20 protein-coding genes and 1 tRNA gene are annotated in these 26,046 nt (G+C 63.8%); 10 read left to right on the forward strand and 11 right to left on the reverse strand.

Annotation, left to right across the window (positions count from 1 at the left end; genetic code table 11):
- Window positions 1-5: 5 nt before the first annotated feature.
- Together ACZ5TH_RS12525 and ACZ5TH_RS12530 are read right to left on the reverse strand one after the other, a co-directional pair.
- The gene (locus ACZ5TH_RS12525; RefSeq protein ID WP_464794106.1) at window positions 6-4,220 is read right to left on the reverse strand and encodes a translocation/assembly module TamB domain-containing protein; all 4,215 of its coding nucleotides are present in this window, start codon (window positions 4,218-4,220) and stop codon (window positions 6-8) included.
- The gene (locus ACZ5TH_RS12530; protein WP_464794107.1) at window positions 4,220-6,325 is read right to left on the reverse strand and encodes an autotransporter assembly complex protein TamA; all 2,106 of its coding nucleotides are present in this window, start codon (window positions 6,323-6,325) and stop codon (window positions 4,220-4,222) included. Before ACZ5TH_RS12530 ends, ACZ5TH_RS12525 begins: the two co-directional genes overlap by 1 nt.
- Window positions 6,326-6,454: 129 nt before the next feature.
- Here ACZ5TH_RS12530 and recJ point away from each other — a divergent pair, with 129 nt between their 5' ends.
- The 5 genes from recJ (at window position 6,455) to ACZ5TH_RS12555 (ending at window position 10,669) form a co-directional block, all read left to right on the forward strand.
- Window positions 6,455-8,221, forward strand: a complete 1,767-nt coding sequence (gene recJ / locus ACZ5TH_RS12535) for a single-stranded-DNA-specific exonuclease RecJ (protein ID WP_464794108.1) — start codon at window positions 6,455-6,457, stop codon at window positions 8,219-8,221.
- 100 nt (window positions 8,222-8,321) lie between these two features.
- A tRNA-Glu gene (locus tag ACZ5TH_RS12540) sits at window positions 8,322-8,396 on the forward strand.
- A gap of 105 nt (window positions 8,397-8,501) precedes the next feature.
- The gene (locus ACZ5TH_RS12545) at window positions 8,502-9,269 is read left to right on the forward strand and encodes a histidine phosphatase family protein (RefSeq protein ID WP_449470854.1); all 768 of its coding nucleotides are present in this window, start codon (window positions 8,502-8,504) and stop codon (window positions 9,267-9,269) included.
- Complete coding sequence (locus ACZ5TH_RS12550; protein ID WP_464771700.1) at window positions 9,266-10,156, forward strand: NAD(P)H-hydrate dehydratase; 891 nt, start codon at window positions 9,266-9,268, stop codon at window positions 10,154-10,156. Before ACZ5TH_RS12545 ends, ACZ5TH_RS12550 begins: the two co-directional genes overlap by 4 nt.
- A gap of 45 nt (window positions 10,157-10,201) precedes the next feature.
- The gene (locus ACZ5TH_RS12555; RefSeq protein WP_464771701.1) at window positions 10,202-10,669 is read left to right on the forward strand and encodes an MgtC/SapB family protein; all 468 of its coding nucleotides are present in this window, start codon (window positions 10,202-10,204) and stop codon (window positions 10,667-10,669) included.
- A gap of 9 nt (window positions 10,670-10,678) precedes the next feature.
- On the opposite strand, the gene rlmN is transcribed toward ACZ5TH_RS12555, so the two are convergent.
- Window positions 10,679-11,938 (reverse strand): dual-specificity RNA methyltransferase RlmN, encoded by a 1,260-nt coding sequence (gene rlmN, locus ACZ5TH_RS12560; protein WP_449470859.1) that lies wholly within the window; start codon window positions 11,936-11,938, stop codon window positions 10,679-10,681.
- 58 nt (window positions 11,939-11,996) lie between these two features.
- Window positions 11,997-12,467: a hypothetical protein gene (locus ACZ5TH_RS12565; protein WP_464794109.1), complete on the reverse strand. Its 471-nt coding sequence runs from the start codon at window positions 12,465-12,467 to the stop codon at window positions 11,997-11,999.
- Here ACZ5TH_RS12565 and ACZ5TH_RS12570 point away from each other — a divergent pair.
- From ACZ5TH_RS12570 to ACZ5TH_RS12580, 3 genes are all read left to right on the forward strand, one after another.
- Window positions 12,466-12,639, forward strand: a complete 174-nt coding sequence (locus tag ACZ5TH_RS12570; RefSeq protein ID WP_196225143.1) for a hypothetical protein — start codon at window positions 12,466-12,468, stop codon at window positions 12,637-12,639. The two genes, ACZ5TH_RS12565 and ACZ5TH_RS12570, sit on opposite strands and share 2 nt — an antisense overlap.
- Window positions 12,636-13,748, forward strand: coding sequence for a DNA polymerase III subunit beta (dnaN, locus tag ACZ5TH_RS12575; RefSeq protein WP_449470860.1), 1,113 nt, complete (start codon window positions 12,636-12,638; stop codon window positions 13,746-13,748). The genes ACZ5TH_RS12570 and dnaN overlap by 4 nt, the downstream gene beginning before the upstream one ends.
- A gap of 175 nt (window positions 13,749-13,923) precedes the next feature.
- Entirely contained in the window at window positions 13,924-16,533 is a 2,610-nt protein-coding gene (locus ACZ5TH_RS12580; RefSeq protein WP_464795113.1) for an EAL domain-containing protein, read from the forward strand.
- Between the two features lie 87 nt (window positions 16,534-16,620).
- Here ACZ5TH_RS12580 and ACZ5TH_RS12585 read toward each other — a convergent pair whose 3' ends face one another.
- Both ACZ5TH_RS12585 and ACZ5TH_RS12590 read right to left on the reverse strand, forming a co-directional pair.
- Window positions 16,621-17,040, reverse strand: coding sequence for a response regulator (locus ACZ5TH_RS12585; RefSeq protein WP_464794110.1), 420 nt, complete (start codon window positions 17,038-17,040; stop codon window positions 16,621-16,623).
- A 65-nt stretch (window positions 17,041-17,105) separates the two neighbouring features.
- Complete coding sequence (locus ACZ5TH_RS12590; RefSeq protein WP_464794111.1) at window positions 17,106-19,625, reverse strand: TonB-dependent receptor; 2,520 nt, start codon at window positions 19,623-19,625, stop codon at window positions 17,106-17,108.
- Window positions 19,626-19,780: 155 nt separating this feature from the next.
- Here ACZ5TH_RS12590 and pip point away from each other — a divergent pair, with 155 nt between their 5' ends.
- Window positions 19,781-20,722 (forward strand): prolyl aminopeptidase, encoded by a 942-nt coding sequence (gene pip, locus ACZ5TH_RS12595; protein WP_464794112.1) that lies wholly within the window; start codon window positions 19,781-19,783, stop codon window positions 20,720-20,722.
- Window positions 20,723-20,768: 46 nt separating this feature from the next.
- Here pip and ACZ5TH_RS12600 read toward each other — a convergent pair whose 3' ends face one another.
- The 5 genes from ACZ5TH_RS12600 to uvrB all read right to left on the reverse strand — a co-directional run bounded on the left by ACZ5TH_RS12600 (window position 20,769) and on the right by uvrB (window position 25,099).
- On the reverse strand, window positions 20,769-21,164 hold the full coding sequence (locus ACZ5TH_RS12600; RefSeq protein WP_464771706.1) for a hypothetical protein: 396 nt from the start codon (window positions 21,162-21,164) through the stop codon (window positions 20,769-20,771).
- Between the two features lie 87 nt (window positions 21,165-21,251).
- Window positions 21,252-21,818 carry a hypothetical protein gene (locus ACZ5TH_RS12605; RefSeq protein ID WP_464771707.1) on the reverse strand — a complete coding sequence of 189 codons (567 nt, stop codon included), beginning with the start codon at window positions 21,816-21,818 and terminating at the stop codon, window positions 21,252-21,254.
- 13 nt (window positions 21,819-21,831) lie between these two features.
- Complete coding sequence (locus ACZ5TH_RS12610) at window positions 21,832-22,386, reverse strand: demethoxyubiquinone hydroxylase family protein (RefSeq protein WP_464794113.1); 555 nt, start codon at window positions 22,384-22,386, stop codon at window positions 21,832-21,834.
- Window positions 22,383-22,868 (reverse strand): disulfide bond formation protein B, encoded by a 486-nt coding sequence (locus ACZ5TH_RS12615; RefSeq protein WP_464794114.1) that lies wholly within the window; start codon window positions 22,866-22,868, stop codon window positions 22,383-22,385. Before ACZ5TH_RS12615 ends, ACZ5TH_RS12610 begins: the two co-directional genes overlap by 4 nt.
- A gap of 47 nt (window positions 22,869-22,915) precedes the next feature.
- On the reverse strand, window positions 22,916-25,099 hold the full coding sequence (gene uvrB, locus ACZ5TH_RS12620; RefSeq protein ID WP_464794115.1) for an excinuclease ABC subunit UvrB: 2,184 nt from the start codon (window positions 25,097-25,099) through the stop codon (window positions 22,916-22,918).
- On the opposite strand from uvrB, the gene ACZ5TH_RS12625 reads away from it, so the two are divergent.
- On the forward strand, window positions 25,098-25,997 hold the full coding sequence (locus ACZ5TH_RS12625; RefSeq protein ID WP_464794116.1) for an acid phosphatase: 900 nt from the start codon (window positions 25,098-25,100) through the stop codon (window positions 25,995-25,997). The genes uvrB and ACZ5TH_RS12625 overlap by 2 nt on opposite strands.
- Window positions 25,998-26,046 lie beyond the last annotated feature (49 nt).

Raw genomic sequence — 26,046 nt, forward strand, 5'->3', positions numbered from 1 at the left:
CGGCTTCAATAATCCTTCGAATAGCGCAGGTTCGCTGATGATCCGGCGTTGGTGCCGGTCTTCGACAGCAGGCTGAGCGTCTTTGACAGGGAGATTTCCAGCTGAGTGGCGGTGAAGCCCTTGGGATCGGTGATCACCTCCACATAGATATTGTTGGAAATGTGCTGACCCACAGCCAGCGATGCGCCGCGCCCCGTATCCTTGTCGCCGCCGACGATGCCTATGCGATCGACGCCGGACGCGTTCTGTAGCTTGCCCATGGGGTTGAGGCCACCACCACCACCGCGCAGGCCGTTGAGCGCGGCGGCGAGCTGGATCGCCTGCGTGGCGGACAGGTTCGCGACATTGTCGCCGAACAGGATGCGTGCCAATATCTCGTCCTGAGGCAGGGTAGGTGTCGAAATGAAGCTGATGTCCGGCTTCTGCGCCGTGCCGCCGACGGCGATGCCTGCCGCCACCGTGTTTATCCGGGTTTCGGCGCGGATCGCCAGCACCGGGTTCATCATCGGCCCGTTGAAGGTGATGATCCCCTGTTCAAGGTCGAACTGATGGCCTGAGAAGCTGTAGCGGCCGCGTATCACCTCGATCTTGCCGACTACGCTTGGGGCCTTGGTGGTGCCGGTCACCCGCATGTTGGTCTTCCATTCGGAATCGAGACCCATGCCGGTCAGGTAGATTTCATTGTCCGCGCGGACGCGGATGTCGAGCTTCCAGTCGGCGGGCTTGGCAGCCGCCTGCCGGGACGCGACGCGCTGGTCGAGCAGGTCGGTGCCCTCGCCCTTACGCCGAACGCCCTGAAGCTGGCGGATGTCGGCGCCGCCCTGCCAGGCGATTCGGTAGCGGGTTTCGGGAAGCGACAGGTTGCCCTTGATCAGTCCGCCGTCTGCCACGCTGTTCGTTACGTTGATCGTGCCGGTGACGACGCTGGTGATCGCTTCGCTGCGCGCGATGCGGGCGCGGTCCAGCTTGACGGCGATGTTCATGGGGTAGCCGCTTTCGGCCGCGAGACCGACCGAGCCGCTCGCCTGCACGGTGCCGTCGCCAGCGCGGCCGGAAAAGTCGCGTATTTCCAGCCGGTCGTTGGTGAAGCGGCCATCGAGACGCATCTGCGTCAGGCGCGTGCCGAAGGTTTCATTCTCGTATGTCAGCGCGTTGGCGCGGACGAGGCCGTTGAGGCGCGGCGCGGCGAGGCGGCCGCTGAAGTCTGCGGCTACGGCGATGGGGCCGGTGAGTTGCTGGTCAGCGAGACCAGAGAAGGAAAAGAGCACGTCGGCAGGCCCGGCATAGCGGATGCCGCCGCCGAGGGGTGCGGATTGGAGCTGCTCTGTCCAGCTTGATCCGGGGCCGGGAGACGCGAGGGTGGCGATGAAGCGCCCTAATGGCGCGTTGCCGCGCCGGATGAGTCCGCGCAGGTCTCCGCCGCGCCCCGAAAGACGGCCTTCGATCGCCATGGAGACGGGATCGGAGACAGCGGACAGGCTGGAGCGGCGGAAATCATTGATCGCGATGCGGGTCGTGGCGTTGGGGAAGGCGTTGCCGCTCTGGTTGAAGTCGATCGCGCCGGTCGCCTTGCCACTGATGCCGAGGCCGGGGCTGGCGATGTTCATAATGGCGAGATCGAAATCCTTGAAGCGCGCCTGAAGAGCGGTCTGGTTGCCGAAGCGTCCGGCGAGATCGACCCGTCCTTGAGGCAGAACGAGCGTTGCTGGCTCGAGCCGATAGCCCTGCGGTTCGATGCGGATGATTGCGGGTTGGGCGAAGCGGAAGGGGATGTTGCTTGCCTTGCCTTCCAGCGCGACGGCGTAAAGGTTGGGGCGGAGCGCCGCATTGACGGCGATCGAGAAGGGCACGCCGGTCGATCCGTCGGCAACCAGCTGCGCGCGGCCCCGGCCGCCTTGATAATTGATCCGGGCGCGGCTTTTTCGCACGACATAGTCGCCATAGGCGGCGTTCGCCATCTGGATATCGGCGGCAATGCGGGGCTGGTCGGTGAGTAAGATGTCCGCCGTCGCGATCGCTCGGCCGATCACTACATCAGCCTCACCGGGCAGGCGGGCGTTGCTCGCCCTGGCGTTCACTGTGATGCCTTGCGCCTTGCCTACTGCGGCAAGCCGCGCGGCGCCGGTGATGCCGGACCCGTTCATGGCGAGCTGTCCGGCGAAAGGTCCGGCTGCGGTCTGCTGGAGACGGCCGTTCATGTCCACGCCCGCGAAACGTGCCCGTGTGATATCTATGGTGAGCGGGCCGCGCGCCGTGCGGATCAGCATATTGGCGAAGAAGGGGCCATAAGCGGAGCCGCCGGTTGCCTCCAGCCGGTAGCCGCCAGCCTCGCCATTCAGTTTTGCGACGACATTGGAGAGCTGCACGCCGACATTGGGCCGGGCGGCGCGCAGGACCGCTTGAGGCCTCTCCATTGTTCCGCGCACGCTGAGCGCCAGCGGGCCATATTGGTTCGACGTGGCGGAGGCGTCGAAGGTGATGGCGCCATTGGTGTCGTAGCTGCCCGATCCGGAATGGATGCGGAAATTGGGTGCCGCGCCCTTCAGGTCCGCAAGGGTGAATTTGCCTTCCGGCGTCATGCCGATGCGGCCCGATGCGACGGCATCGCCGCCCAGGAAATCGCGCACGGAGGCGCTTTCCCAGCGCGCCGTGCGGACGCCGAACTTGCCCGCAAGGCCCCAGCCGCCCTTCGGTCCGGGCACTAGCTTCACATCGGTGTTGAGGTTGACGATGCCTACGCCGTCGATCTTGTAGTCGTTTACTCGCCCCTTGAGCGCCCCCCGGTAGATGGCGTTGTCCAGGTCGGCGAGCACGATGGCGGTGGCGTCCACCCGGTCGCTGTCGATCTTGAGGTTGTCGCTGATCAGCTTGCCAGAAGCATAGGCGAAGTCGCCCTTGACCCGCAGGTTCTGAAGGAGCCCGCCCGCTGCGGCGTTAAGGCCGGTGACCCGCCGCGCGGCCGCGTTGACGGGGATGCGGATGCGATCGGCGTCAATCACCGCCCGGCCGCTGGCTTTCAGCCCCTCAATGCCGGTCTGGTCGAAGGCGAGCATTGCGGCGCTCAGATCATAATCGATGAACGGCGTCGCCATCGGGCCGTCAAGGATGATCGAGGCGCGTACATCCTTGCCCCGCACCTTTTCCATGATCGCGCCGGGGGTCAGTAGCGCGGCGTCGATCTTGAGGCCGCTGAACTGGCTCTTGCTGAGGTCGATGAGGCCCTGCGCTGTGGCGGCGAGTGCGGGGGAGCGCAACGTGCCCTTCAGGTTCACGCGCCGCTCGTTAAGCCCGGCGAAGAGATCGATATCAAGGGCGGGTGTGGTCAGTCGGTCTACGGTTCCGGCAAAGACGAGGCCCGGGCGCACCGGGCCCTTGGCCGTGAAGTTACCGTCGCGCGCGGCGAGCGCGATGTTCGCAAGCTGCCCCTTGGGCGAGGTCGCAACGATGCGGCCGTTCCACGCCTGCCATGTGCCGCGACCATCGAGCGTTGCGGTCAGGCCATCCGTGAGCCCGCTCATCTTTGCGATGACGCCACCCTTTGGAGCGGTCAGCGTGCCCTTCATGGCGAGGCGGTTCTGTGCGGGTACGGCGTCAATCGAGGCCTGGAGCCGGTCGCCGCTGTCCACGACGGCATTGGCGCTAAGCTGCGCGCGGCCATCGGCGATGTGGGTCACGCCGTCGATGGCGATCTCGCGCTTCTGGCCGATAACCGGCTTTGCCAGCACGAACTTGGCGATCTTCAGCCGATCGACATCGATGTCGAGGTCGGGAAGGATTGGCGCGTTGGGGTCGCTTTCCGTGACGTTGAACTGCGGGCTGCGGGCTAGCACGACCAGCGGGCTTTCCAGCAGCCGCACGGAAATATGGTTGTTGAGGTATCGGAAGGGACTCCACACGACATGGACGCGCGGGGATGCGGCGAACGGGCCTTTGGGGTCGCGCAGGACAAGGTCATGGATGACCATGTCGCTATAGACTGACCCCTCGATACGGCCGACCTCGATCGCCATGCCGGATTCCAACTTCAGCGCCGCGATCTGGCGGATGAGGAATTTCTTGCCGGGCTGCGTGTTCAGGGAAAGCAGCAATCCGGCGGCAAGCACGACCAAGCCGAGGATCAAGGCCGCAACGCCCAGCACGATCTTCTGCCAGAGCGGCCGTCCTTCGCGGACAATGATCGTCTGGCTTTTGGGAGCGGGTGGAGGCGGGTCTTCGGCCATCAGAATGCCTGTCCAATGCCGATATAGAGGGTGAATTTGGACTCGCCGGGCTGCCGGTTGATCGGCATCGCGATGTCCGCCCGGAAGGGGCCGAAGTCGGTATAGAAGCGGCCGCCCAAGCCTACTCCATAGCGAATGTCGGAGAATTTCGGGATGGCGCTTTCATAGACCTGTCCCGCATCGACGAAGGCGACCACGCCATAATTGCCGAAGCGGTAGCGACCTTCGACGGCGAACTCGTTGACGGATCGGCCGCCGATCGGGTCGTCATTGACGTCCTTTGGTCCCAATTCCTGATAGCCAAAGCCGCGCACCGATCCGCCGCCGCCTGCATAGATCCGGCGCGAGGGCGCGATCTGGTCGCGTGATGCACCGCTGATCGTGCCAAGCCGCGTCCGAGCCGCGATCACCAGCGCATCGGAAACCGGATAATAGCCGCTAAGGTCGAAGGTCCCGCGGACATAGGGTGACAGATTGCCCTGCAACGATGCTTCGGGCGACAGGCGCAGATTGGCGCGGAAACCCCTGGTCGGATTGAGCAGATCGTTCGACCGGTCATAGCCAAGCTGGACCGGCAGCGAGCCGATGAAATAGGTCAGCCGCCGCTTTTCCGCCGTGGCGGGATCGACCGTCGTCTGCTCGTTCGACAGCAGGATTTCGGCGCCATAAGTGTAGGTCCAGCGTTTCTGGAAGATCGGCGTCGACTGGCGCGACCAGCTGATGTTGAGGCCCGCCGTAAAGGCTTCATAGGCATCATAATTTTGGTGGTTAAGCAGCGCGCCAGCCTGGAAGGTCTTGTCCCGCTTCCCCGCGTTGGAGCGGCGGAAGGTGCCGGAGACGCCCTGTTCCTGCGTGCCGGCGATCACCTTCGCGATCAGCGCGCCTTCTGGCGGGAAGAGGTTGCGGTGCGTCCATGTGCCTTCGGCGCGGAAGCCTTGCCCCGTGCCATAGCCAAGCTCGCCCGCCAGCGTGCGGGGCGGACCCGCCTCCTGATCGACATGCAGGTCGACATACTCGGTGCCGTCGGGGCCGGGCTCGTTCGTGCGCACCGGGTCGACCGCGACGCTGGAGAAGAGGCCGGTCGCGACGAGGGCGCGGCGCAGGTCATCCACCTTGCGGCTGTCATATAGCTCGCCGGGTTTGAAGCGGCTGATGACCTTCAGATGGTCAGCGCCAAAGGCCTGCTTGCGGCCCGAGGTTGTGATCCCACGGAACGATCCGCGCGGGCCGACCTCGACCGGCAAGGTATAGTCGCCGGTGATCGTCGCGGGGTCGAGCAATATGTCCCGTTCCCCGACCTTGGCGAAGGGAAAGCCATTTTCGGGCAGCTTCACCCCGACATTGGCCTCCGCGCTTTCGACATCGGCGGCCACGATATAGTCGCCGGTCTTGAGCGGCAGGCTGTCGCGGACCAGCCCCGGCGGCACCGTCGGCCCGGCGTTGATGACGATGTCGCCGATCTTGTACCGTTTGCCCGGCGTGACCGACAGCACCGCCTTCAGCGTCCCGTCGCCCGTCTGGTCGAGCGAGGCGAGCGCGGTCGCGTCATAATAACCCTCCGAATACAGCAGCCGCACGGCGAGCGCTTCATCCTCATGCGCGCGGGCCTGCACCATGGCGGCAGTGTCGGCGCGTCCCTTGCCATCAACTAGCGCTGACTCACCCCGGAACTCATCTTCAAGGCCGGTCTTGCCGAAGCCTTCGATTTCGACCGCATAGCGGATTTCCGGCGTCTTCTCGTGAGGGCTATCGTTTGCCACTTGCGCAGGCACGGTCACGCTGTCGAGCGGGGCCAGGGGCTGTGCCAACTCCGCTTCCGCCGCTGGTTCGGTGGCGGGCGGCAGTTCGACGGGCGCGCTGGCCTGCGGCATTTGCTGATCATCGATCCAGCTGTCTATCGACGGCAGCGGAGCGGAAGGGTTGGCGGGGTCACTTTCGCCAGCTTTGGGCAACCGCGCTTCAAATTCCTCGTCGGGCAGGATCGGCGGCTCCTGCCCGGCAGCAACCGTACCAGCAGATGTCTGGGCTTGCAGCGACAGGGGTGACGCAGCGATCATCAGAACGCCCAAGGCACGCCGGGCGCGTTTCGCCTGCCTGAAACCCATGTAAATTCAGCTGCCCCTTTCCGTCCGCCGTGCACGCGGGGAAGACGAATACGCGCAAGGCCTTGTTTCGGTTCCGCCGTCGGCCGTGAACCGCTTCCCTCGGGCGTCGGCCCGGTTTAGGGATCAGAAATGACCATAGCGCTGAATGTATCCCGCTCTATCCTTGGACAACCGTGGCGCTGGCGGGGCGCAGGCGCGGATGCGCGCGAGCCGGGCTATCTGCCCGACGACCTGGTTACGCAGTTGCTGCTGGCCCGCGGCTGTCCGCGCGAAGCCGTGGAAGCGCATCGTAATCCGACCATCCGACACTTCATGCCCGATCCCAGCTTGTTCCGCGACATGGACAGCGCTGCCGAACGGCTGGCGGATGCGGTGCAGAGCGGCGAGCATGTCCGTATCTTCGGCGACTATGACGTGGACGGCGCAACCAGCGCGGCCTTGCTGATCCGCCTGCTGCGTGATCTTGGCCTGTCCGCCCGGCCCTACATCCCGGATCGGCTGATGGAAGGCTATGGGCCGTCTGGCGAAGCGCTGGTGCGGCTGGCCGGGGAGGGGGCAACGCTGATCGTCACCGTCGATTGCGGCGCCCAGGCGTTCGAGGCGCTTGCCATGGCGAAGGCTGTGGGCGTCGATGTCGTGGTGGTCGATCATCATAAATGCGCCGCCGCGCTTCCCGAGGCGTTCGCGCTGGTCAATCCCAATCGGCTAGACGAAGCGGAAGAGGCGGCCGCTCATGGCCATCTGGCGGCGGTGGGGGTTGCCTTCCTGTTGGGCGCCGCGCTTATCCGCGTGTTGCGCAAGCGGGGATGGTTCGCGCAGCGTGCCGAGCCTGCCCTGATGGAATTGCTCGACATCGTGGCGCTGGGCACCGTGGCAGACGTGGCGCAACTCAAGGGGCTTAACCGCGCCTTTGTCGCACAGGGCCTCAAGGTCATGGCCAAGCGCCGCAACATCGGCATCGCCGCGCTGATCGACGCCAGCCGCCTTAGCCGCGCGCCGCTTTGCCACGACCTGGGATTTGCGCTCGGTCCCCGCATCAACGCGGGCGGGCGGGTAGGCAAGGCTGATCTGGGCGTGCGCCTGCTGACTACGGAAGACCCGATCGAGGCCGCGAGCATCGCTGCCGAGTTGGACCAGTTCAACGAGGAACGTCGCGTGATCGAGGCGGCGGTACAGGCCGAGGCGGAGGAACTGCTGGCGGCGCAGGGCAACCGGGCCGTGGCGCTGATCGCTGGAGCGGGCTGGCATCCGGGCGTGATCGGCATCGTTGCCGGACGCATCAAGGAAAAGGCGGGGCGTCCCGCGATCGTCGTGGCGATTGACGATGCAGGTACGGGCAAGGGCTCCGGCCGTTCGATCTCCGGCGTTGATCTTGGCGCGGCCGTGCTGGCGGCCAAGGATAGCGGCTTGCTGGTTGCTGGTGGCGGCCACGCCATGGCGGCAGGGCTGACCGTCGCGGCTGATAAGCTGGACGCGCTGGCTGATTTTCTGGACGAAAGGCTTGCCCCCGCCGTCGCCCGCGCCCGCGATGATCGAGCATTGCTGATCGACGCCGTGCTTGCCCCCGCGGGCGTCAATCCGGACTTCGTGGCCGCGATCGAGGCAGGCGGCCCCTATGGCGCTGGCTGGCCATCCCCGCTCATCGCGGCTGGACCGATGCGCGTCATCAAGGCCGATGTCGTCGGCAATGGTCATCTGCGCGCCGTCATGGCGGGGGACGATGGCCGCTCCATCAAGACCATCGCCTTCCGCCAGGCGGAGAGCGAGTTGGGGCAAGCTATCCTTGGCGCACCGCGCGACCGCCGCCTGTGGGTCGCGGGCCGTGCAAAGATAGACGATTGGGGCAGCCGGCCCGCCGCTGAACTGCATCTGGAAGATGCCGCCTGGGTCGATTGAAAGAAGTGGTCGTTTTCCTGCCCCAAAGGGGTTGACCGCCGCAAGCTCCCCCCCTAAAGCCGCCCTCGCTTCGCAGCGCCGCCCAAGCGGTTCTGCATGTGGCCCCTTCGTCTAGCGGTTAGGACGCGGCCCTTTCACGGCTGAAACACGGGTTCGATTCCCGTAGGGGTCACCATTTTCCAAGCGCAGCCTTCATCATAAGCCGCGTTCCGCCGGGATCAAAGCGGCGACGCGGCCGTTCTTCATGCCTTAGCAACCGGCATGGAAGGCAGCAGGACTCGTGGCGTCACTTCATTGGCCGAGCCAGCTCATCATCGTACGTCATGGCCAGAGCGCCGGAAATGTGGCGCGCGACGCCGCCACCGAAGCACAGTCCGATCGCATAGCCTTGTCCGTGCGGGATGCGGACGTTCCGTTAAGTGGATTGGGCCGTGAGCAGGCGCAGGCGCTAGGCCATTGGTTCGGCAGCGAGGAGGAAGATCAAAGGCCGGAGGTTCTGTTGTCGTCCCCCTATCTGCGGGCGTTTCAGACCGCGCAGATTTTCCGCGAGGTTGGCGGAGCCGCCGCCGAGGAACCGATCTGCTTCGATGAACGGCTGCGCGAAAAGGAATTCGGCATTTTGGACGGGCTGACGACGACGGGCATCCGCAATCTGGAGGCCGACCAGTATGAATTCCGCCAGATGCTCGGAAAATTCTATCACCGGCCGCCGGGCGGAGAGAGCTGGTGCGACGTCATCCTGCGGCTCCGATCGGTGATGGACACCATATCATTGCACTATGCCGGACGGCGCGTGATGATCTTCACGCATCAGGTCGTGGTTCTGTGCCTTCGCTATATCATCGAAGGGTTGAATGAAGCGGAAATACTGGCGATCGACCGGGCTGGCGATGTCGCGAACTGCGCGATCAGCGACTATGTTTATGACCCTTCCCACGGGCGCAATGGCGGGCTGGTACTGCGCCGTTACAATGTGACCGCGCCGATGGAGGAAGAGGAAACCCCTGTCACACGCGAACCCGATGCCATCGCCGGAGCACGGGGATGACGCCAGAGACTCTCGATAGCGCATGGTTGCGGACGCACCCCCTCCCGATTCCCGACCATGACTCCGACAAGGATGGGCGGGGTCGTGTGTTGGTCGTCGGTGGCGCGGAATTCGTGCCCGGTGCGCTGCGCCTGACGGGCGAGGCGGCACTGCGGGCAGGTGCTGGCAAGTTGCAGATGGCGACTGTCCGTTCTGCCGCCATGTCGCTGGGCGTGCTGGTTCCCGAAGCCGCGATGACGGCGCTGCCTGCGGAGGAGAATGGCGAGATCGCCGCCGGAGCAGCTGAGCGTCTGGCGCCGCAGCTCGCCCGCTGTGACGCGCTGGTTCTGGGGCCGGGCATGAGCGTGAGTTCCCAGACGGATGAACTGGTCGCGGCCATATTGGCCGCCACCGATCCGCCGGTTACCATCGTCCTCGACGCGGCGGCGCTGACATCCGCACGCGAGTTGCGATCCACCGTCGCCGGGCATGAGGGACATATCATCCTGACGCCTCATCATGGCGAGATGGCTATCCTGACCGGGCAAAGCGTCGAGGCCGTTTCGGCCGATCCCCTGAAGATTGCGCTGCAAGTGGCGGCGGAATTTCAGGCGGTGGTCATCCTGAAGGGCGACCGCAGCGTGGTCGCGGCTCCGGACGGCGCCTGCCTGTTGCATGAGGGCGGTTGCGTCGGCCTGGCCACCGGCGGTTCGGGCGATGTGCTGGCTGGGATCGTCGGCGGTTTGGCGGCGCGCGGCGCGGACCCTTTGCGGGCGGCTGCCTGGGGCAGCTGGTTGCACGGCCAGGCAGGGCGCGAACTCGCCCGCACCATGGGGCCTGTCGGATTTCTGGCGCGCGAATTGCTGCCGCTGATTCCCGGCCTGCTGGAAGCGCCCGGCAACAGCTAACTGCATCGTTGCGCATCCGAATTCATCTTTGTGCGTTTCGGGTGGATGAGCGACAATTTTTCGGTGCTGCCGCATCTGGTCCCTATCGTCATCGCCTATTGCCTGGCTTTGCCTATCGGCTGGAACCGGGAGCGAGCGGAACGCAGCGCTGGCCTGCGCACCTTTCCGCTGGTCGCCGTCGCGAGCTGTGGCTTTGTCCAGACGGTGGAAGGAATGATGGCGCAGGACCCGGCGGCGCTTGCCCGGGTGCTGGAAGGCGTGATCGCGGGCATCGGATTTCTGGGCGGTGGTGCGATCCTGCAGCAGAGACATGCTGTCAAGGGCACCGCGACCGCCGCAAGCCTGTGGATCACGGGGGCGATTGGCGTTGCGGCGGGGCTTGGCGCCTATGATGTGGCGGTGGTTCTCACCGGCTTCACGCTACTGACTTTCTGGGTCATGGCGCCGCTCAAGCCCGAGGAGAATGAACGGAACGCGGAAGAAAAGATCAGCGAGCCCGGCGCGCCGCGCTGAGACGCGGGGTTACCCCAGTGCCGCCTGCTTTTCCGCCGCCAGCCGGTCCAGTTCCGCCCGACTCTTCTTCTCGCTCGCCGACTTGAGTTGCCCGCAGGCGGCCATGATGTCCCGTCCGCGCGGCGTGCGTACCGGGGCGGAGATGCCGCCTTCGAACACGATCTCGGAAAAGCGCTTGATCCGCTCGGGCGTCGAACATTCATAGTCGGTGCCCGGCCATGGGTTGAAGGGGATCAGGTTGACCTTGGCAGGCAGCTTATAGTGACGCAGCAGGCGAACCAGTTCGCGCGCATCTTCATCGCTGTCATTCTTGTCCTTGATCATCACATATTCGAACGTGATGCGGCGCGCATTATTCGCGTTCGGATAGTCGGCGCAGGCTTGCAGCAGCTGTTCGATCCCGAATTTCTTGTTGAGCGGCACCAGTTCGTCGCGCACATCCTTGGTCACGCCATGGAGCGACACGGCGAGGTTGACGCCAATCTCTTCCCCCGCGCGCGCCATCATCGGCACTACGCCGGACGTGGAGAGGGTGATCCGCCGCTTCGACAGAGCGAGGCCGTCGCCGTCCATGACGACCTTCAGCGCGTCGCGTACATGATCGAAATTATAGAGCGGCTCGCCCATGCCCATCATCACGATGTTGGTCAGCATGCGTCCATCGGGGCTATATTGCGAACTATCGTCCGCTTCGTCATCGTTGGCGGACGCCATGCTGCCCTTGGGCCATTCGCCCAGCGCATCGCGGGCCAGCATGACCTGCCCGACAATTTCGCCCGGCGTCAGGTTGCGCACGAGGCGCATCGTGCCCGTATGGCAGAAACGGCAGTTGAGCGTGCAGCCCACCTGGCTCGATACGCAGAGGGTTCCGCGATCGGCGTCCGGGATGAACACCATCTCATAATCCTGCCCGTCGTCCGACCGGAGCAGCCATTTGCGGGTGCCGTCGCTCGACACCTGCGCTTCGACGACCTCGGGACGTCCCACGATGAAGCGTTCCGCCATCCAGCCGCGCATCGGCTTGGCAAGGTCGGTCATCGCATCGAAATCGGTTTCGCCGCGATGGTAGAGCCAGTGGAACAGCTGCTTCGACCGCAGCTTTGCCTGCTTGGCATCCAGCCCTGCTTCCTCCAGCGCGCTTTTGATTTGCGGGCGCGACAGGCCCATCAGGTCGGTGCGCCCATCTTCGCGAGGCGTCACCGCGCGCGGGACGGGCACAGGGTCGATAGCGCCGGGAATCGGCATCAAGGGGCTGGCGGATGAATGCATGGCAGCGCCCATAGCGGATTTTTCGAAAATTATAAAGGGAGCGTCGAGCGCCCGCCTGTCACCGCAGCCGTGCGCAGCCCAGAGCCGCCGCGTCGATCGCTGTTGCGGCGCCGCGCAGCGTATAGGTGTCCGCGAAACCGCGCCCATTTGCGCCCTGCGTCTGTACGCTCATGCTGCCTGCTGATCGCATGGCCGCAATGATGGCCGCGTCCGCGCGAGGGTCGGGCGCCCACGCATCAGCCTGTCCCGCGACCAACGGGAAGCGTCTCTCCCCAACATTCAGGATAACGGGAGAACCATCCGCCCGCACCCGGCTCAGCCGGAAATGCACCTGTCCGCGTACGCGCTGGCGCGGCCAGTTCCCAACGGCGGCGAAACCATTGCCAGCGCGGCTCACGGGTTTGGAGATGGCATAGCAACGCGGTGCCGCCGGGTCACGGAACGCCCCCCAAGCTTCGAACATGCCGAGCGAATCCTTGGCGAATGCCGGCGTCGCGATCAGCAGGAGCAGGAACCAGGAGCGCTTCATGACGCTGGCAAAGCCCATCATGTCCTCTTTTGCAACCCTTGCCGTCACGAAACGATCAGCAGGTGCTTGCCGCCGCCGCAACAGTGGTTATGAAGGATCATCCATCATTGTCGCCCGGATTCGACCGCATCCGGGCTTTGCGCAGAAAAGAAACGGACAAACAGGGACATGAAGGCCACCATCGAACGCGCCACGCTCCTCAAGAGCCTCAGCCACGTCCAGTCGGTGGTCGAGCGGCGCAATACGATTCCGATCCTGTCCAACGTGCTGATCGAAGCGTCTGCCGATGGCGCGATCAAGCTGATGGCGACCGACCTCGACCTCCAGATCGTCGAAAGCGTGTCCGCGCAGGTGGAACAGCCCGGCGCGACGACCATTTCGGCCCACACCCTGTTCGACATCGCCCGCAAGCTGCCCGAAGGGTCGCAGGTGTCGCTGCAAGCGGCGGAAGGCAAGATGCTGATCCAGGCGGGCCGCGCTCGCTTCAACCTGTCGACCCTGCCGCGCGACGACTTCCCGGTGATCGCGGAAGGCGACCTGCCGACCAGCTTCGAACTGCCCGCAGAGACGCTGAAGCAAATCATCGACAAGACGCGCTTCGCCATCTCGACCGAAGAGACGCGCTATTATCTGAACGGCATTTATTTCCACGTGTCGGATGATGGTCAGCCGGTCCTGAAGGCCGCGGCCACCGACGGCCACCGCCTCGCTCGCGTCACCGTGCCGCGTCCGGATGGCGCCGATGGCATGCCGGGCATCATCATTCCGCGCAAGTGCATCGGCGAACTGCGCAAGCTGCTCGATGAGGTCGAAGGATCGGTGCAGATCACCCTGTCGGCGAGCAAGATCCGCTTCGGGCTTGGCAGCGCGATCCTCACCAGCAAGCTGATCGACGGCACTTTCCCCGATTACAGCCGCGTCATTCCCACCGCGAACGACAAGCTGCTCAAGATCGACCCGCGCAGCTTCGAGGAAGGCGTGGACCGCGTCGCCACGATCGCTACGGAAAAGACTCGGGCGGTCAAGATGACGCTCGATCGCGACAAGATCACCCTGTCGGTCACCAGCCCCGAAAACGGCACGGCGGCCGAAGAAGTGCCGGGTGCGTTTCAGGGCGAGGGCTTCGATATCGGCTTCAACGCGCGCTACCTGCTCGACATTCTGGGCCAGATCGACAGCGAAACGGTCGAACTGCACCTTGCCGACGCGGCAGCGCCGACGCTGATCCGGGAAAATGATCGCAGCCCTGCGCTCTATGTCCTGATGCCGATGCGCGTCTAGTTGAGAGAAGGGTGAGCGGTTTTGCGGGGCCGCTCCTTTCCTGCTCAATCTGTCTAAGCGTCTGTGGACGGACGCCGGGGCCGTTTGGCGTCGCGAGCGGGGCGTTCCAATCCCGTTATGCTTTGCCAGCCGGTCGGGTAAGTTTCTTTCAACATCTGTGCGTTACGCACGTCATATGGCCCCGTCGCGCACCAAGCTGAACGATACATCGTATCGACCCGCCGATCTTGCGGTCGCGCTGGGTCTGGCTGAGGGCGGGACGCAGGCGTCGGCCTTCTGGATATCCGGAGCCTTCGCCCATATCGCCCGCCTCTGGCCGCTGGTGCTGCTGGGCAAGCTGTGCACCATCACGCTGCTCCATGTGCCTCTGTTTACCTTTGGCCACATTCTCCACTTCCTCACATTCCTAACGATGTTGCTGACAGATGGCATGCTGATCGCCGCTCCGCGCGCGGAACGATTCCAGAATCTACGGCCGCATGTGCAGAAATGGCTGATGCTGCCGATGGTATTGCTGTCGAGCATGAGCTTCAGCATGCTGCTGGGTCCGGCGCAATTTGCAGGACCATTGTCGATTTCTCTCGCGGCAGAAGTCGCGATGGCGTTGATCGCCGTGTCTATATTCGGCGACCGGCGGTTGCTGGGCGTCAGTTATTTTCTGGGCACATTGATCGTTTCAGCGTTTCAGGAAGCGGGCTTTGCGCAGCTGGGTTTGTTGGTAAGTTGCATCGCGGTCATGATGATCGCTGCGGTGCGCCAAGCAACGTCTGACTTCGAACGGGCAATCGCGCAACATCAGCAGGATTTGCGTGCTCAACGATCCGACCGCCTGCTGCAGGAATATGAGCAGTCGGGGCAGGGCTGGTTCTGGGAAACCGACCGGCAAGGCTGCTTAACCTACCTATCAGAAACGCTCGCGCGAACACTGGATATTGCGGAGGATGAACTTGTCGGTCGACTGATTACCGACATTGTCTCTGCGGGTGATCATAAAAATGGCGGGGGTGAGCGCACGCTCGGCTTCCATTTATCGACGCGCACCGGCTTTTCGGACATCCATGTTCGAGCCGCGGCTACCCGCGACGAGCGCTGGTGGTCGATATCCGGCCAGCCGGTTTTCAACGAATTTGGCCAGTTCCACGGCTTCCGCGGGAGCGGCGCCGACCTTACCGAAATCCGCCGGAGCCAGGCGGAGGTGAAGCGGCTTGCCCAGTTCGATTCGCTGACTGGCCTTGCCAATCGCGTACAGATGCTGCGGGCGCTGGAAGATGCCCTGGCTGGCTCCCCCGGCAAGTCGGGCGATTGCGCGCTGCTGATGCTGGACCTGGATCGCTTCAAGACCGTCAACGATACGCTCGGCCACCCCGCCGGGGACGCGCTGCTGCGGCAGGTGAGCCAGCGTCTTCAACGTGTCGCGGGCGATCGCGGGCTTGTAGGGCGGCAGGGCGGTGACGAATTCAAGGTGCTGCTGCCCGGCAGACATGATCGTGCGTTGCTGTCCCAACTATCTACGATGATCATCAACACGCTGTCGCAACCTTATATGATTGAGGGGAAGGCGGTCGTCATCGGCGTGTCCATCGGGATTTCCTGTTGCCCGCATGATGGCGACACGGCCGATGCGCTGATCCGCAACGCTGATCTCGCGCTCTATGCTGCAAAAGGCGACGGGCGCGGCGTCCATCGTTTCTATTCGTCCGAAATGCACGCCGATGCAGAGGGGCGTCGGCAGTTGGAGGAGGATCTTCGCCACGCGCTGGCTTCGGGCGGGCTGCACCTTGTCTATCAGCCGGTCGTGTCTTCAAGGACGGAGAGGGTCACTGGTTATGAGGCGCTGCTTCGCTGGACCCATCCCGTACGTGGCGAGATTTCGCCATCCATTTTCGTGCCCATCGCCGAGGAGACAGGACTTATCGGCCCGATCGGTGACTGGGTATTACGCACTGCCTGCCGCGACGCTTCGGATTGGGACGAAGATATTCGCGTCGCCGTCAATGTCTCGCCGATCCAGTTCGCCAATCCCGGATTGCCCGCCACGGTCATGAGTGCGCTCGCCGCTTCCCAACTCGCGCCCCACCGGCTGGAGTTGGAGATCACCGAAAGCGTGTTCCTGAACGACAATGACGGAACGGATTCGATGTTCGCCCGGCTTAAAGGGATTGGCATTCGTTTGGCGCTCGACGATTTCGGCACAGGTTACTCCTCGCTTGGCTATTTGAAGAAAGCGCCCTTCGACAAGATCAAGATCGACCAGAGCTTTGTGCGCGGCGCGGTGATGACCGGCAGCCGCAACAGCGCGATCATCAAGGCAATCGTCAGCCTGGCCGAGGCGCTGGGCATGGACACCACGGCGGAGGGCGCGGAGACGCAGGACGAACTGGCGCTGATCCGCGATCTGGGGTGCAGCCATATACAGGGCTATGTCTATGGCCGCCCGCTTGTTGCCAGCGACGTGCTGGCCCGGCACCATGCGCACGGCACGGTGGCGCTGGTGGAGGGCTTTCAGTCCAGCCGCCCTGAGCGCAAGACGATGCTGCGGACGATCGCGGTGCAGGCCGATGGTCACGCCTATACCGGGCGCATCCGCAACATCTCCTCCACCGGTGCGATGATCGAGGGGCTGTGGCATGTGCCCCAAGGCACCCAGTTGTCGATCGAGTTCAGTGACAGTCAGAATGTGAGCGCTGTGGTTCGCTGGTCCCGCGAGGATCGGATGGGCGTTGAATTTACCAGCGCCATCGACATTGCCGCTGCCTGCGCTCTGCCTCGATCCTTGGCATCTTGACCTGATCCGTTCGGGCGGCGACGCCCGCAAGCGCATAAAAAAGGAGCTGCCGGATGACAGCTCCTTTTGTTGTACGTGACGGAAGTTTCAGGCGGCGATCGCTACCTGTTCAGCCTGAACAAGGCCACGCGCGACATCTTTGACCAGTGCGATGAAGCGTCCGGCTTCCCGAGCGATCATCGCCTTGTTGAAGCAGGCGGCCGCACCCCGGTCGAGCGCTTCGGCCATGATCGGCGCTCCGTCGCGCATCAGGCTGGACAGCATGATGACGGGGCAGGGATCGATGTCCATAATCTCGTCAAGAATGCTGAGCCCATCCCGGCCCGGCATGGCGATGTCCATCGTCACCACATCGGGCTTTTCCATGCGGATGAGGTCGATCGCCTCTTCGCCGTTGCGGGCGATGCCCACGACATCGAACCGGCAATCGCGTTCCAGCAGCGTCTCGATCATGGCGCGAATGGTCAGCGAGTCATCGACCACCACGATCCGTATCGGCTTTGCCATGCATTCCTCCGACCCTTGTTTTCAAAGGTCATAACGGACGGAAAATGGAGAGTTTTAGGCAAGAGTCAGAAGAACAGTTTCCGGAAGGAAATGCTGATCGTACGGCCCAGCGGATCGAGATAGCCCTGCTGGTAGCGCAGCGGGGTTCCTCCGGTCGCGTCCGTCACATCGCGGCGCGTGTTGAAGATATTGTTGATCCCGATCGATACCCGCGAGCCCCGCAGAAAGGGATGATTCTTCACAAGCGAAGGCATCTGCCCCAGATTGGCGAATAGTCGCAGGTTAGCGGTCGCCAGACTGTCGAAATTGAGCCGGGAAGTGCCGCCTAGCGCGCCATCGACATGCGTGCCGCTTTCCCAATCGATGCCCAGCCGCGCACCAAGGCCATTATTGGTATAGCCGACGCGCGCCTCCACCTCATGCCTTGGCTGGCCACCCGATGATCCCGTCGCGTCGCCGTTCAGCAGATCGAGTTCCGGCACGCCGGGGGCGATCAGGATGCTCTCGGTAAAATGCCATGTGTGGTAGAGGCTGAAGCTGAGGCGCCCGCCTCCGCCTCCACGTCCGCCACCCATGCCGCCCGGCCCGCCAAAACCGCCGCCTGGCCGTCCGCCGCCTCCGGGGCCGCCAAAGCCGCCCTCACCGCGCGGTCGGTCTCCGCCCTCCTGTCCGTGAGGCGGCGGAGCGCCATCCTGACCCGCTTGCGCGCCACGCTCTCCGCCCCGTCCGCCGCGATTGCCGAACAGTGCGCGCATATCCTGCAACTCCTTGGGCCGATCCTCAGGCTTTGCACCGGCGGCGCGCCAGGCCTCTGCCAACTTCTGGATGCGCGACTTCAGCGGGAAGGAGAGGTCGAAGCCCCAGCGCAGTTGTTCGCTTTGCGAGCGCAGATAATTGATCGGCGTCGCATCGATTTCGGTCAGCAAACCTCCGACGCGAGTAAAGCGGCTACCGAAGGCATCCTCGATCGCGGGGGTAGGTTCCGGGAAAGCCGCGATCGGATTACTCGTCCGGCTGTTGAGGTAGGTCGCTGTCAGGGTCAGGTTGGGCTTGTCGAAAGGTTTCACCGTTGCGCTCAGCCGGAACTGGTCGCGCACGCTTTCCTTCAACTGCGCGTTGCCCCCCGTCACCCGCGTGACGAAGACGGTCTGGCCGCTTTGATAATCAAAGACGGGTACATTCTCTGTTCTGACTTCGGGATCGCTTAGCTGGTTCCCCGTCGGCGCGGCCCGGTCCTGGTTCGCGGATACCAGCAGTTGCACTGCAGGGATCGGCCGCCAGCGCAGGCCGTAGCCAAGCGTGGAGAGCGTGCCGAAGTCCGAAAGCTCTTGCGCCGCCGCATTCACATTGACGCCGATATCGCCGACCGCGCCCAGGACGCCTCTCGCCTTGCTGGTGATCGGCACATCGAGAGTGACCTGCCCGCTGGCGATCTGCCGGTCATAGTCGATGTCCTGTTCGAACCCGTTTCGGATCGACCAGCCCTCAAACCCATTGGCCGACGCCCCCACCCGGACGGAGCTTGTGACGGCACCCGCAGGCAGGTCAAAGACGGGGCCTGATAGGAGCAGGTCGCCCGTCACCGCCTGCGACCGCGCGCTCGCCCGGTCGGTCGATGTCGATCGGTCGGTTCGCGTGCGCGTATCCGACAGGTCGCCATTGCCAGTGAAGGACCATTGCCACCCCTTGCCGAGCAGCCCGTTGAAGGTCAGGCCCAGATGGCCGGTCGTTCCGCGAATCTGCTGATCGAGCCGGTTGTCCCGCAGAAATTCGGCATAGAGCGGCCCGTTGCCGATCGGCGCCGCAAGTGCGGCGGCAGACAGTCCTTGCAGCGAGTCATTGTCCGACAGCTCCACCCGGCCGTTCATGGTCATCGATACGCCGCCGAGCGCGCGCGCATAGGTGGCGTTCGCGGACACGCTCTCGGTCGCTGGGCTCAACGTGCGAAAGCGGGTGACGTCGATCAATGCCGGACTGATCGCCGTCCGTTCGATCCCGCGTTCGCTTTCCAGTAGTGAAGCAGCGGCATTATATTTGACGTTCAACGTAAAGCGATTGTCGCCCCGGATGCGCAGCAGGCCCGCCTCGGCCGACCCGCTTTCCCGTCCGCCATCGGTCGTCGTGGCCGCCCGCAGATCGGCTAGCTCCGCCCGAAAACGCTGGCGCAGGACGATGTTCGCCACCTTTTGCGTTGGTGCATAGCCATAGGACAGGGCGACCTGTTCCGGTAGGATGTCGACACGTGCCACGGCCTCGGACGGGATATCCTGGATTTCGGAAAAGCTGGAAATCCGCTTTCCGTTGAGCAGCACGACCGGGGTCCCGTTCGTTTGTGCCGACAATTCGGTGATCATTTCCGAAATGGAGGTGACGCCTAACGCGCGGATGTCGGCGGAGGAAAGCTGCTGCTCAGGCTTGATATTGCCCAGCACCGCGCCCCGCTGCGGCTGGCCGGTGACGATGATCTCGTCGCCTTCGTCCATCTGCGCAGGCGGCTCCTGGGCTGAAGTCTGCGCCATCAGCGCAGCGGGCGATGCGCCCATCATGAAAAACAGCATCAGCGAAGCCGGTCGGCGCACGAACATACCCCTTTTGGAAAAAGCGAACTCTTGATGGTCCGTCACTAGGGGCGAACTGTCTCAAAATCTTGGCAAGGCCAAGGCGAATTTGTCGCAAATTGTAGCAGACGCCCTCACGCACTGCGGTTCCCTTCACTCATCGGCTCGCCTAGGCTGAGAGCATGCGCACTTTGTACCCTGCCATCGACCCATACGCTCACGGCCACCTCGACGTTGGCGATGATCATTCCGTCTATTGGGAGCGCGTCGGCACGCCGGGGGCAAAGCCTGCGGTCTTTCTCCACGGCGGGCCGGGCGGCGGCATCTCGCCTGATCACCGCCGCCTGTTCGATCCGGATCGCTACGATCTTTTGCTCTTCGACCAGCGCGGTTGCGGCCATTCAACGCCGCATGCCTCGCTGGAAGCGAATACGACCTGGCATCTCGTAGCGGACATAGAGCGCTTGCGGGAGTTGATGGGCGTTGGTCAATGGCTTGTCTTCGGCGGTAGCTGGGGATCGGCGCTGGCGCTTGCCTATGCGCAGAGCCATCCTGCCCATGTCAGCGAATTGATCCTGCGCGGCGTCTTCACGCTCCGCCAGCAGGAGGTCGATTGGTATTATCAGGAAGGTGCCAGCCGCATCTATCCAGATAAGTGGGAACGCTTCCTTGCGCCCATAGCGGAGGAGGATCGTGGCGACTTGCTTCATGCCTATCACCGTATCCTGACGGGCGAAGATCGCTTGGCGCAAGTCGCGGCGGCCAAGGCGTGGAGCGTATGGGAAGGCGAAACCATCCGTTTGCTGCCAGACGCTGCACTGTCAGCCACGCATGAGGATGATGCGTTCGCACTCGCCTTCGCGCGGATCGAAAATCATTATTTCGTGCATCGCGGCTGGCTGGAGGAAGGCCAGCTCATCCGTGATGCGGGCAAGCTCCGCGACATTCCCGGCGTGATCGTTCAGGGTCGCCAGGACATGGCCTGTCCCGTCGAGACCGCCTGGGCGCTGCACAAGGCATGGCCTGAGGCCCGGTTCGAGATGATCGAGGGCGCTGGGCACGCCTATAATGAACCTGGCATCCTCGATGCCCTGATCCGCGCTACGGATAGTTTCGCAATCTGAAATTCAGATGGTGAAGGGGGATGGGCGATCGTCGAGCATCAAAAGCTCAAGGCTCGCCCTTGGACTCCTGCATCCGCCGTTCGGCAAACCATTGTTCCAGCATCTTGGCGGTGCAGCCGGTGAAGCCGTTGCTGCCGATCGCCGAGCAGCTGCCGGGAAGATTCTGGCGCTGTACTTCTTCCATGGTGGCCACTTGGCTACCCCAGCCCGGCCCACCGGACGGGGCGGGCTTTTCGCGCAATTTCTTCGGGATGCGGTAGCGTTCGGACTCAGGCTTGCGCGCGCAAACGACGATCTCGTCGCCTTCGCCTTTGGGACAGGGGTCGTTCCCATAGACGATCAGGTTGAACACGCGCTGTGGCGGCTCGGCCCAGGCTGGGGCGAGTAAGGCTATGGGTGCAAGCGCGGCCATGGCGAGGAAGGCATGAACCGGGAAGCGCATAGGTGATATCCTCTTTTCGCCCCTGTCCACCGGCGGAGTGCCCAATTCCGCCAGCCTTACCCAGACGCCAAGCGCCCGGAGCAACCGTCAGGGCTGCGTCGGTGTAGTCTGCTGCGGTTGGCTGGCCTGCGCCTTTTCCTCCGCTACGGCTCGCGCTTCGATCGCCTTGCTATCAGCATCGATGGTGGAAAGCCGCCGCGCCCGCTCTGCGGCGACCAAGTCCTTCCAGCTGGCATTGTCCGCCGCCTGCCGTTCCGCCTTGGCAAGCCTTGCCAACTGGTTGAAGCAGCCGGTGAAACCGCCGGGGCCAGTGGCCGAGCAGCTTTCCGTGCCGGTGCGGCCGACATATTCCATGGACCGCACGCGCTCGCCCCATGCCTGATTGCTCGGCTTGTTGGGATCGCCGCGCAGCGGTTCGGGAATGCGGTAGCGTTCTTCCTCGCCCTTGCGCGCGCAAACGACAATGTCGGTGCCAGCGCTTTGCGGGCACGCGTCGTCGCCATAGACGATGACCAGATTGACGCGCTCCGATCCCGTCGTGCCGGCGGCGGCGGTCGGTGCCTGCTCCTGCGCGGGTCCGGCCTGCTGCTGCGCCATGGCGGGCAGGGTGCTCGCGGCCATCAGCAGCATAGCGGCTGTCGCGGTCTTCATCATCGTTCTTATCTCCTCAGATCCGCTTCGACAGCGCGATTGCAGCCCGGCACCCCAGGCGAATGACGCCCGAAAGCAGCGGATAGGCGGGGGCCTGCTCCGCTCCACGGGCGATCGCGGTTTCGCGATGTTCGACTTCTTCCGCCTGAAAATCCGTGATGGTGGCGGCAAGTTCCGGGTCATCGCCCGCCAATTCCGTCAACTGCTGGCCATAATGACGGTCGATCTCCGTCTCGATCGCGGCGGTGCAGGCCATGGCGGCGCGTGGGCCGATCGCGGCGGTCACCGCGCCCAGCGCAAAGCCCGCGGCGTTCCAGATCGGCCGAAGCGCGGTCGGCCTGACGCCGCGCCGTGCGATCATCGCGTCAAATATCTTGCGATGCCGTTCTTCCTGCGCCGCCATGCCCGCGATGACGCGCGCGTCGGGGTGGCGATCGCCAAGGACGGCAAGCTGCCCGGCATAAATGCGCGTCGCGCCGAACTCGCCCGCCTGATCGACGCGCAGCATCGCCGCGCGATCATCGGCCGTCACTTTCCGGCCGGGGCGGGGGAAATCCCTGGGCGCGTTCATGCCTCTTTCCTCGACTTGATCAGCAGGGCCAAGATGGCGAGCGCGCTGGCTCCGGACAAGAGCCCATTGAAGCCTGCGAGCGAAATGCCGAAGAGTGTCCAGGGCGCGACGTCGCAACGGGTGATCGGGGTCGCCATGATCTGGTTCAATATGTCCGCAGGGTTGCCCGCCGCGGGAGTGGTCGAGCAGGCGGTCAGCCCCTGCCACCAGCCATATTCGACCCCCGCATGAAAGAGGCCAATGCCGCCGCTGATTCCGATCGCCAGCCCGGCCAGCCCCGCGAACAGCGCACTGACGCAGGGCCGCCTTTTCACGGCGTAGGCGATCAGCGCGAGCGGGATCGCCGCCATATGCGGATAACGCTGCCACCAGCACATCTCGCACGGATGCAGGCCGCCTACATATTGCGAAGCGTAGGCGCCGCCCAGCAGCAGCAGCGGCACGGCAAGCGCGATAGCGCGGGCGAGAGGCAAGTTCTTCATGATGCCCGCTTAAACGGCCCCGAACCTTTCGTCATGCTGAACTTGCGTCAGCGGCCGAACTTCCGCTGGGTCTTGCCGTATCGCAGCTTGCGCGTCCCCGGCTTGCCTTCCGTCGCCCGCCCACGCGGCGCCGCGACCTGCTCGTCGGCGGGCAGACCCAACTCCTCGGCCTCCAGCTTGCGGATTTCGTCGCGGATGCGGCCTGCTTCCTCGAATTCGAGGTCGGCTGCGGCCGCGCGCATCTTCTTTTCGAGATCCTCGATATAGGCGCGGAGGTTATGGCCGACGAGGTGTGGGCGGTCGTCCAGCCCGGTATCGACCGTGACCTGATCCTTGCTCGCGACATGGGCGATGATGTCGCCGATGTTGCGCTTGATCGTGGTCGGCGTGATGCCATGTTCCAGATTATACGCCTGCTGCTTTTCACGGCGTCGGCTGGTCTCGTTGAGCGCGCGCTCCATGCTGCCGGTGATGCGATCGGCGTAGAGGATGACACGCCCATCCACGTTGCGCGCGGCGCGGCCAATGGTCTGGATCAGCGATGTTTCCGATCGCAGGAAGCCTTCCTTGTCCGCATCGAGGATCGCGACCAAGCCACATTCCGGAATGTCGAGACCTTCGCGTAGCAGGTTGATGCCGATCAGCACGTCGTAGACACCCAGCCGCAGGTCGCGGATCAACTCGATACGCTCCAGCGTCTCGACGTCGCTGTGCATGTAGCGGACCTTGATCCCCGCCTCATGCATGAACTCGGTCAAATCCTCGGCCATGCGCTTGGTCAGCGTGGTGACGAGGGTGCGATAGCCCTGCGCGGCCACCTTTCGGCATTCGTTGATCAGGTCGTCCACCTGATCCTCCACCGGCTTGATCTCGACCGGCGGGTCGATGAGGCCAGTAGGGCGGATGACCTGTTCGGAGAAGGTGCCGCCGGTCTGCTCCATTTCCCATGGTCCCGGCGTGGCGGATACGCTGACCGTCTGCGGCCGCATCGCATCCCATTCGTTGAAACGCAGCGGGCGGTTGTCGATGCAGCTTGGCAGGCGGAAGCCATATTCGGCGAGCGTGATCTTGCGCCGATGGTCGCCCCGCGCCATCGCACCGATTTGCGGCACGGTCTGGTGGCTTTCGTCCACGAATAGTAGCGCGTTTTCCGGGAGATATTCGAACAAGGTCGGCGGCGGCTCGCCGGGCAGGCGGCCTGTCAGGAAGCGCGAATAATTCTCGATCCCCGCGCACGAGCCCGTGGCCGCGATCATCTCCAGATCGAAATTGGTGCGCTGCTCCAGCCGCTGCGCCTCCAGAAGCTTGCCTTCGGCCTGCAACTCTTTCAGCCGCTCGGTCAGCTCGAAACGGATCGCTTCCATCGCCTGCTTCAGCGTCGGCCCCGGCGTGACATGGTGGCTGTTGGGAAAGACCTTCACATATTCGAGGGTCGCGATCTTCTTGCCCGTCAGCGGATCGAATTCGACAATCTCCTCGATCTCATTGCCAAAGAAGCTGACGCGCCAGGCTGTGTCCTCATAGTGGGACGGAAAAATCTCCAGATTATCCCCTTTCACCCGGAAATTGCCGCGCGCGAAGGCCGCGTCATTGCGCTTATATTGCAACGCCACCAGCTTGCGGATGATCTCCCGCTGATCCTCGATCCCGCCCTTCTTCATCGAGAAGGTCATGGCCGAATAAGTCTCGACCGAGCCGATGCCATAGAGGCAGGACACCGACGCGACGATGATCACATCGTCCCGCTCCAGCAGAGCGCGTGTCGCCGAGTGGCGCATCCGGTCGATCGCCTCGTTAACGCTCGACTCCTTCTCGATATAGGTGTCGGATCGCGCCACATAGGCTTCGGGCTGATAATAGTCGTAATAGCTGACGAAATATTCGACCGCATTCTCCGGGAAGAAGCTCTTGAACTCACCGTAAAGCTGCGCTGCGAGAATCTTGTTGGGAGCAAGGATCAGCGCGGGCCGCTGCATCGCCTCGATCACCTTGGCCATGGTGAAGGTCTTGCCAGAGCCGGTGACACCCAACAGCACCTGATCCTTTTCACCCGCCCTTGCCTGTTCGACCAGTTCGGCGATGGCGGTGGGCTGGTCGCCCGATGGTTCATAGTCGGAAACCAGCTTGAACGGCCTGCCGCCCTCGCTCTTTTCCGGGCGTGCAGGACGGTGGGGGACGAAGCCTTCGCCGGTCTCGGGCTCGTCCAGCGTGGTGCGAATCTGAATGGACATGCGGGGCAATATGGGCATGGTCCCGCACCACAGCAATGTGGGGCAGGCATCCCACATGACGATAGTGGAGGACCCGATGCGCAAGGCCATTTTCCTGTTCACCACGCTGGCCATGTTGCAGGCATGCGCGACGACGACCGGCGGAGCCGGTTCGGCGCAGACGCCGCCATCGGCCATGCAGGGAAAGAACCCACTGGGCAGCGGTTATCTTGGCGGCGGCGCGCTTCCTGACAGCCTGTTGCTCTCCCCGCCACCGCCAGCCGCAGGATCAGTGACCGAGGCGCGCGATAGGGAAGGGGCGGCCGCAGCGGTCGCGATGCAGGGTAGCGCACGTTGGGATTTCGCCAAGGCCGATGCGGACCTGCGCCCCGGCCATGCGGCGACCGCCTTTTCCTGCGCGGCGGGCTTCCTGATCGATCAGGCCCATGCACCCGCGCTGACGCGCCTCCTGACCCGTGCGATGGGGGACCTCGGCATGTCCACCGCCGACGTTAAGAAGCGATACATGCGGTCCCGACCTTTTATGGATAATGGCAAGCCAAGCTGTACGCCGGATTGGGAAAAGTTTCTGCGCCGTGATGGCTCCTATCCCTCGGGTCACAGCGCCATCGGCTATGGCTATGGCCTTATCCTGGCAGAAGTGATGCCCGATCGCGCGGCAAGGCTGGTGGCGCGGGGTCGCGCCTTTGGGGACAGCCGCCGCATCTGCAATGTGCATTGGCTGAGCGATATCGAAGAAGGGCGGGTCATCGCCTCCGCCACCGTGATGCGTCTCAACGCCGAACCCGCCTTCGCCGCCGATCTTGCCGCCGCGCGCAAGGAAGTCGCGGCGTTGCGCGGCAAACCCTTGGAAACAGCGCCCGATTGCGCGCAGGAAGCTGCGGCGCTGGCTCAATAGCCCGCAGGACCATTTTTCATTCTATGCCTGTCCTGATATGCTGATGGTT

The organism is Sphingobium sp. TomTYG73, from assembly GCF_055394245.1.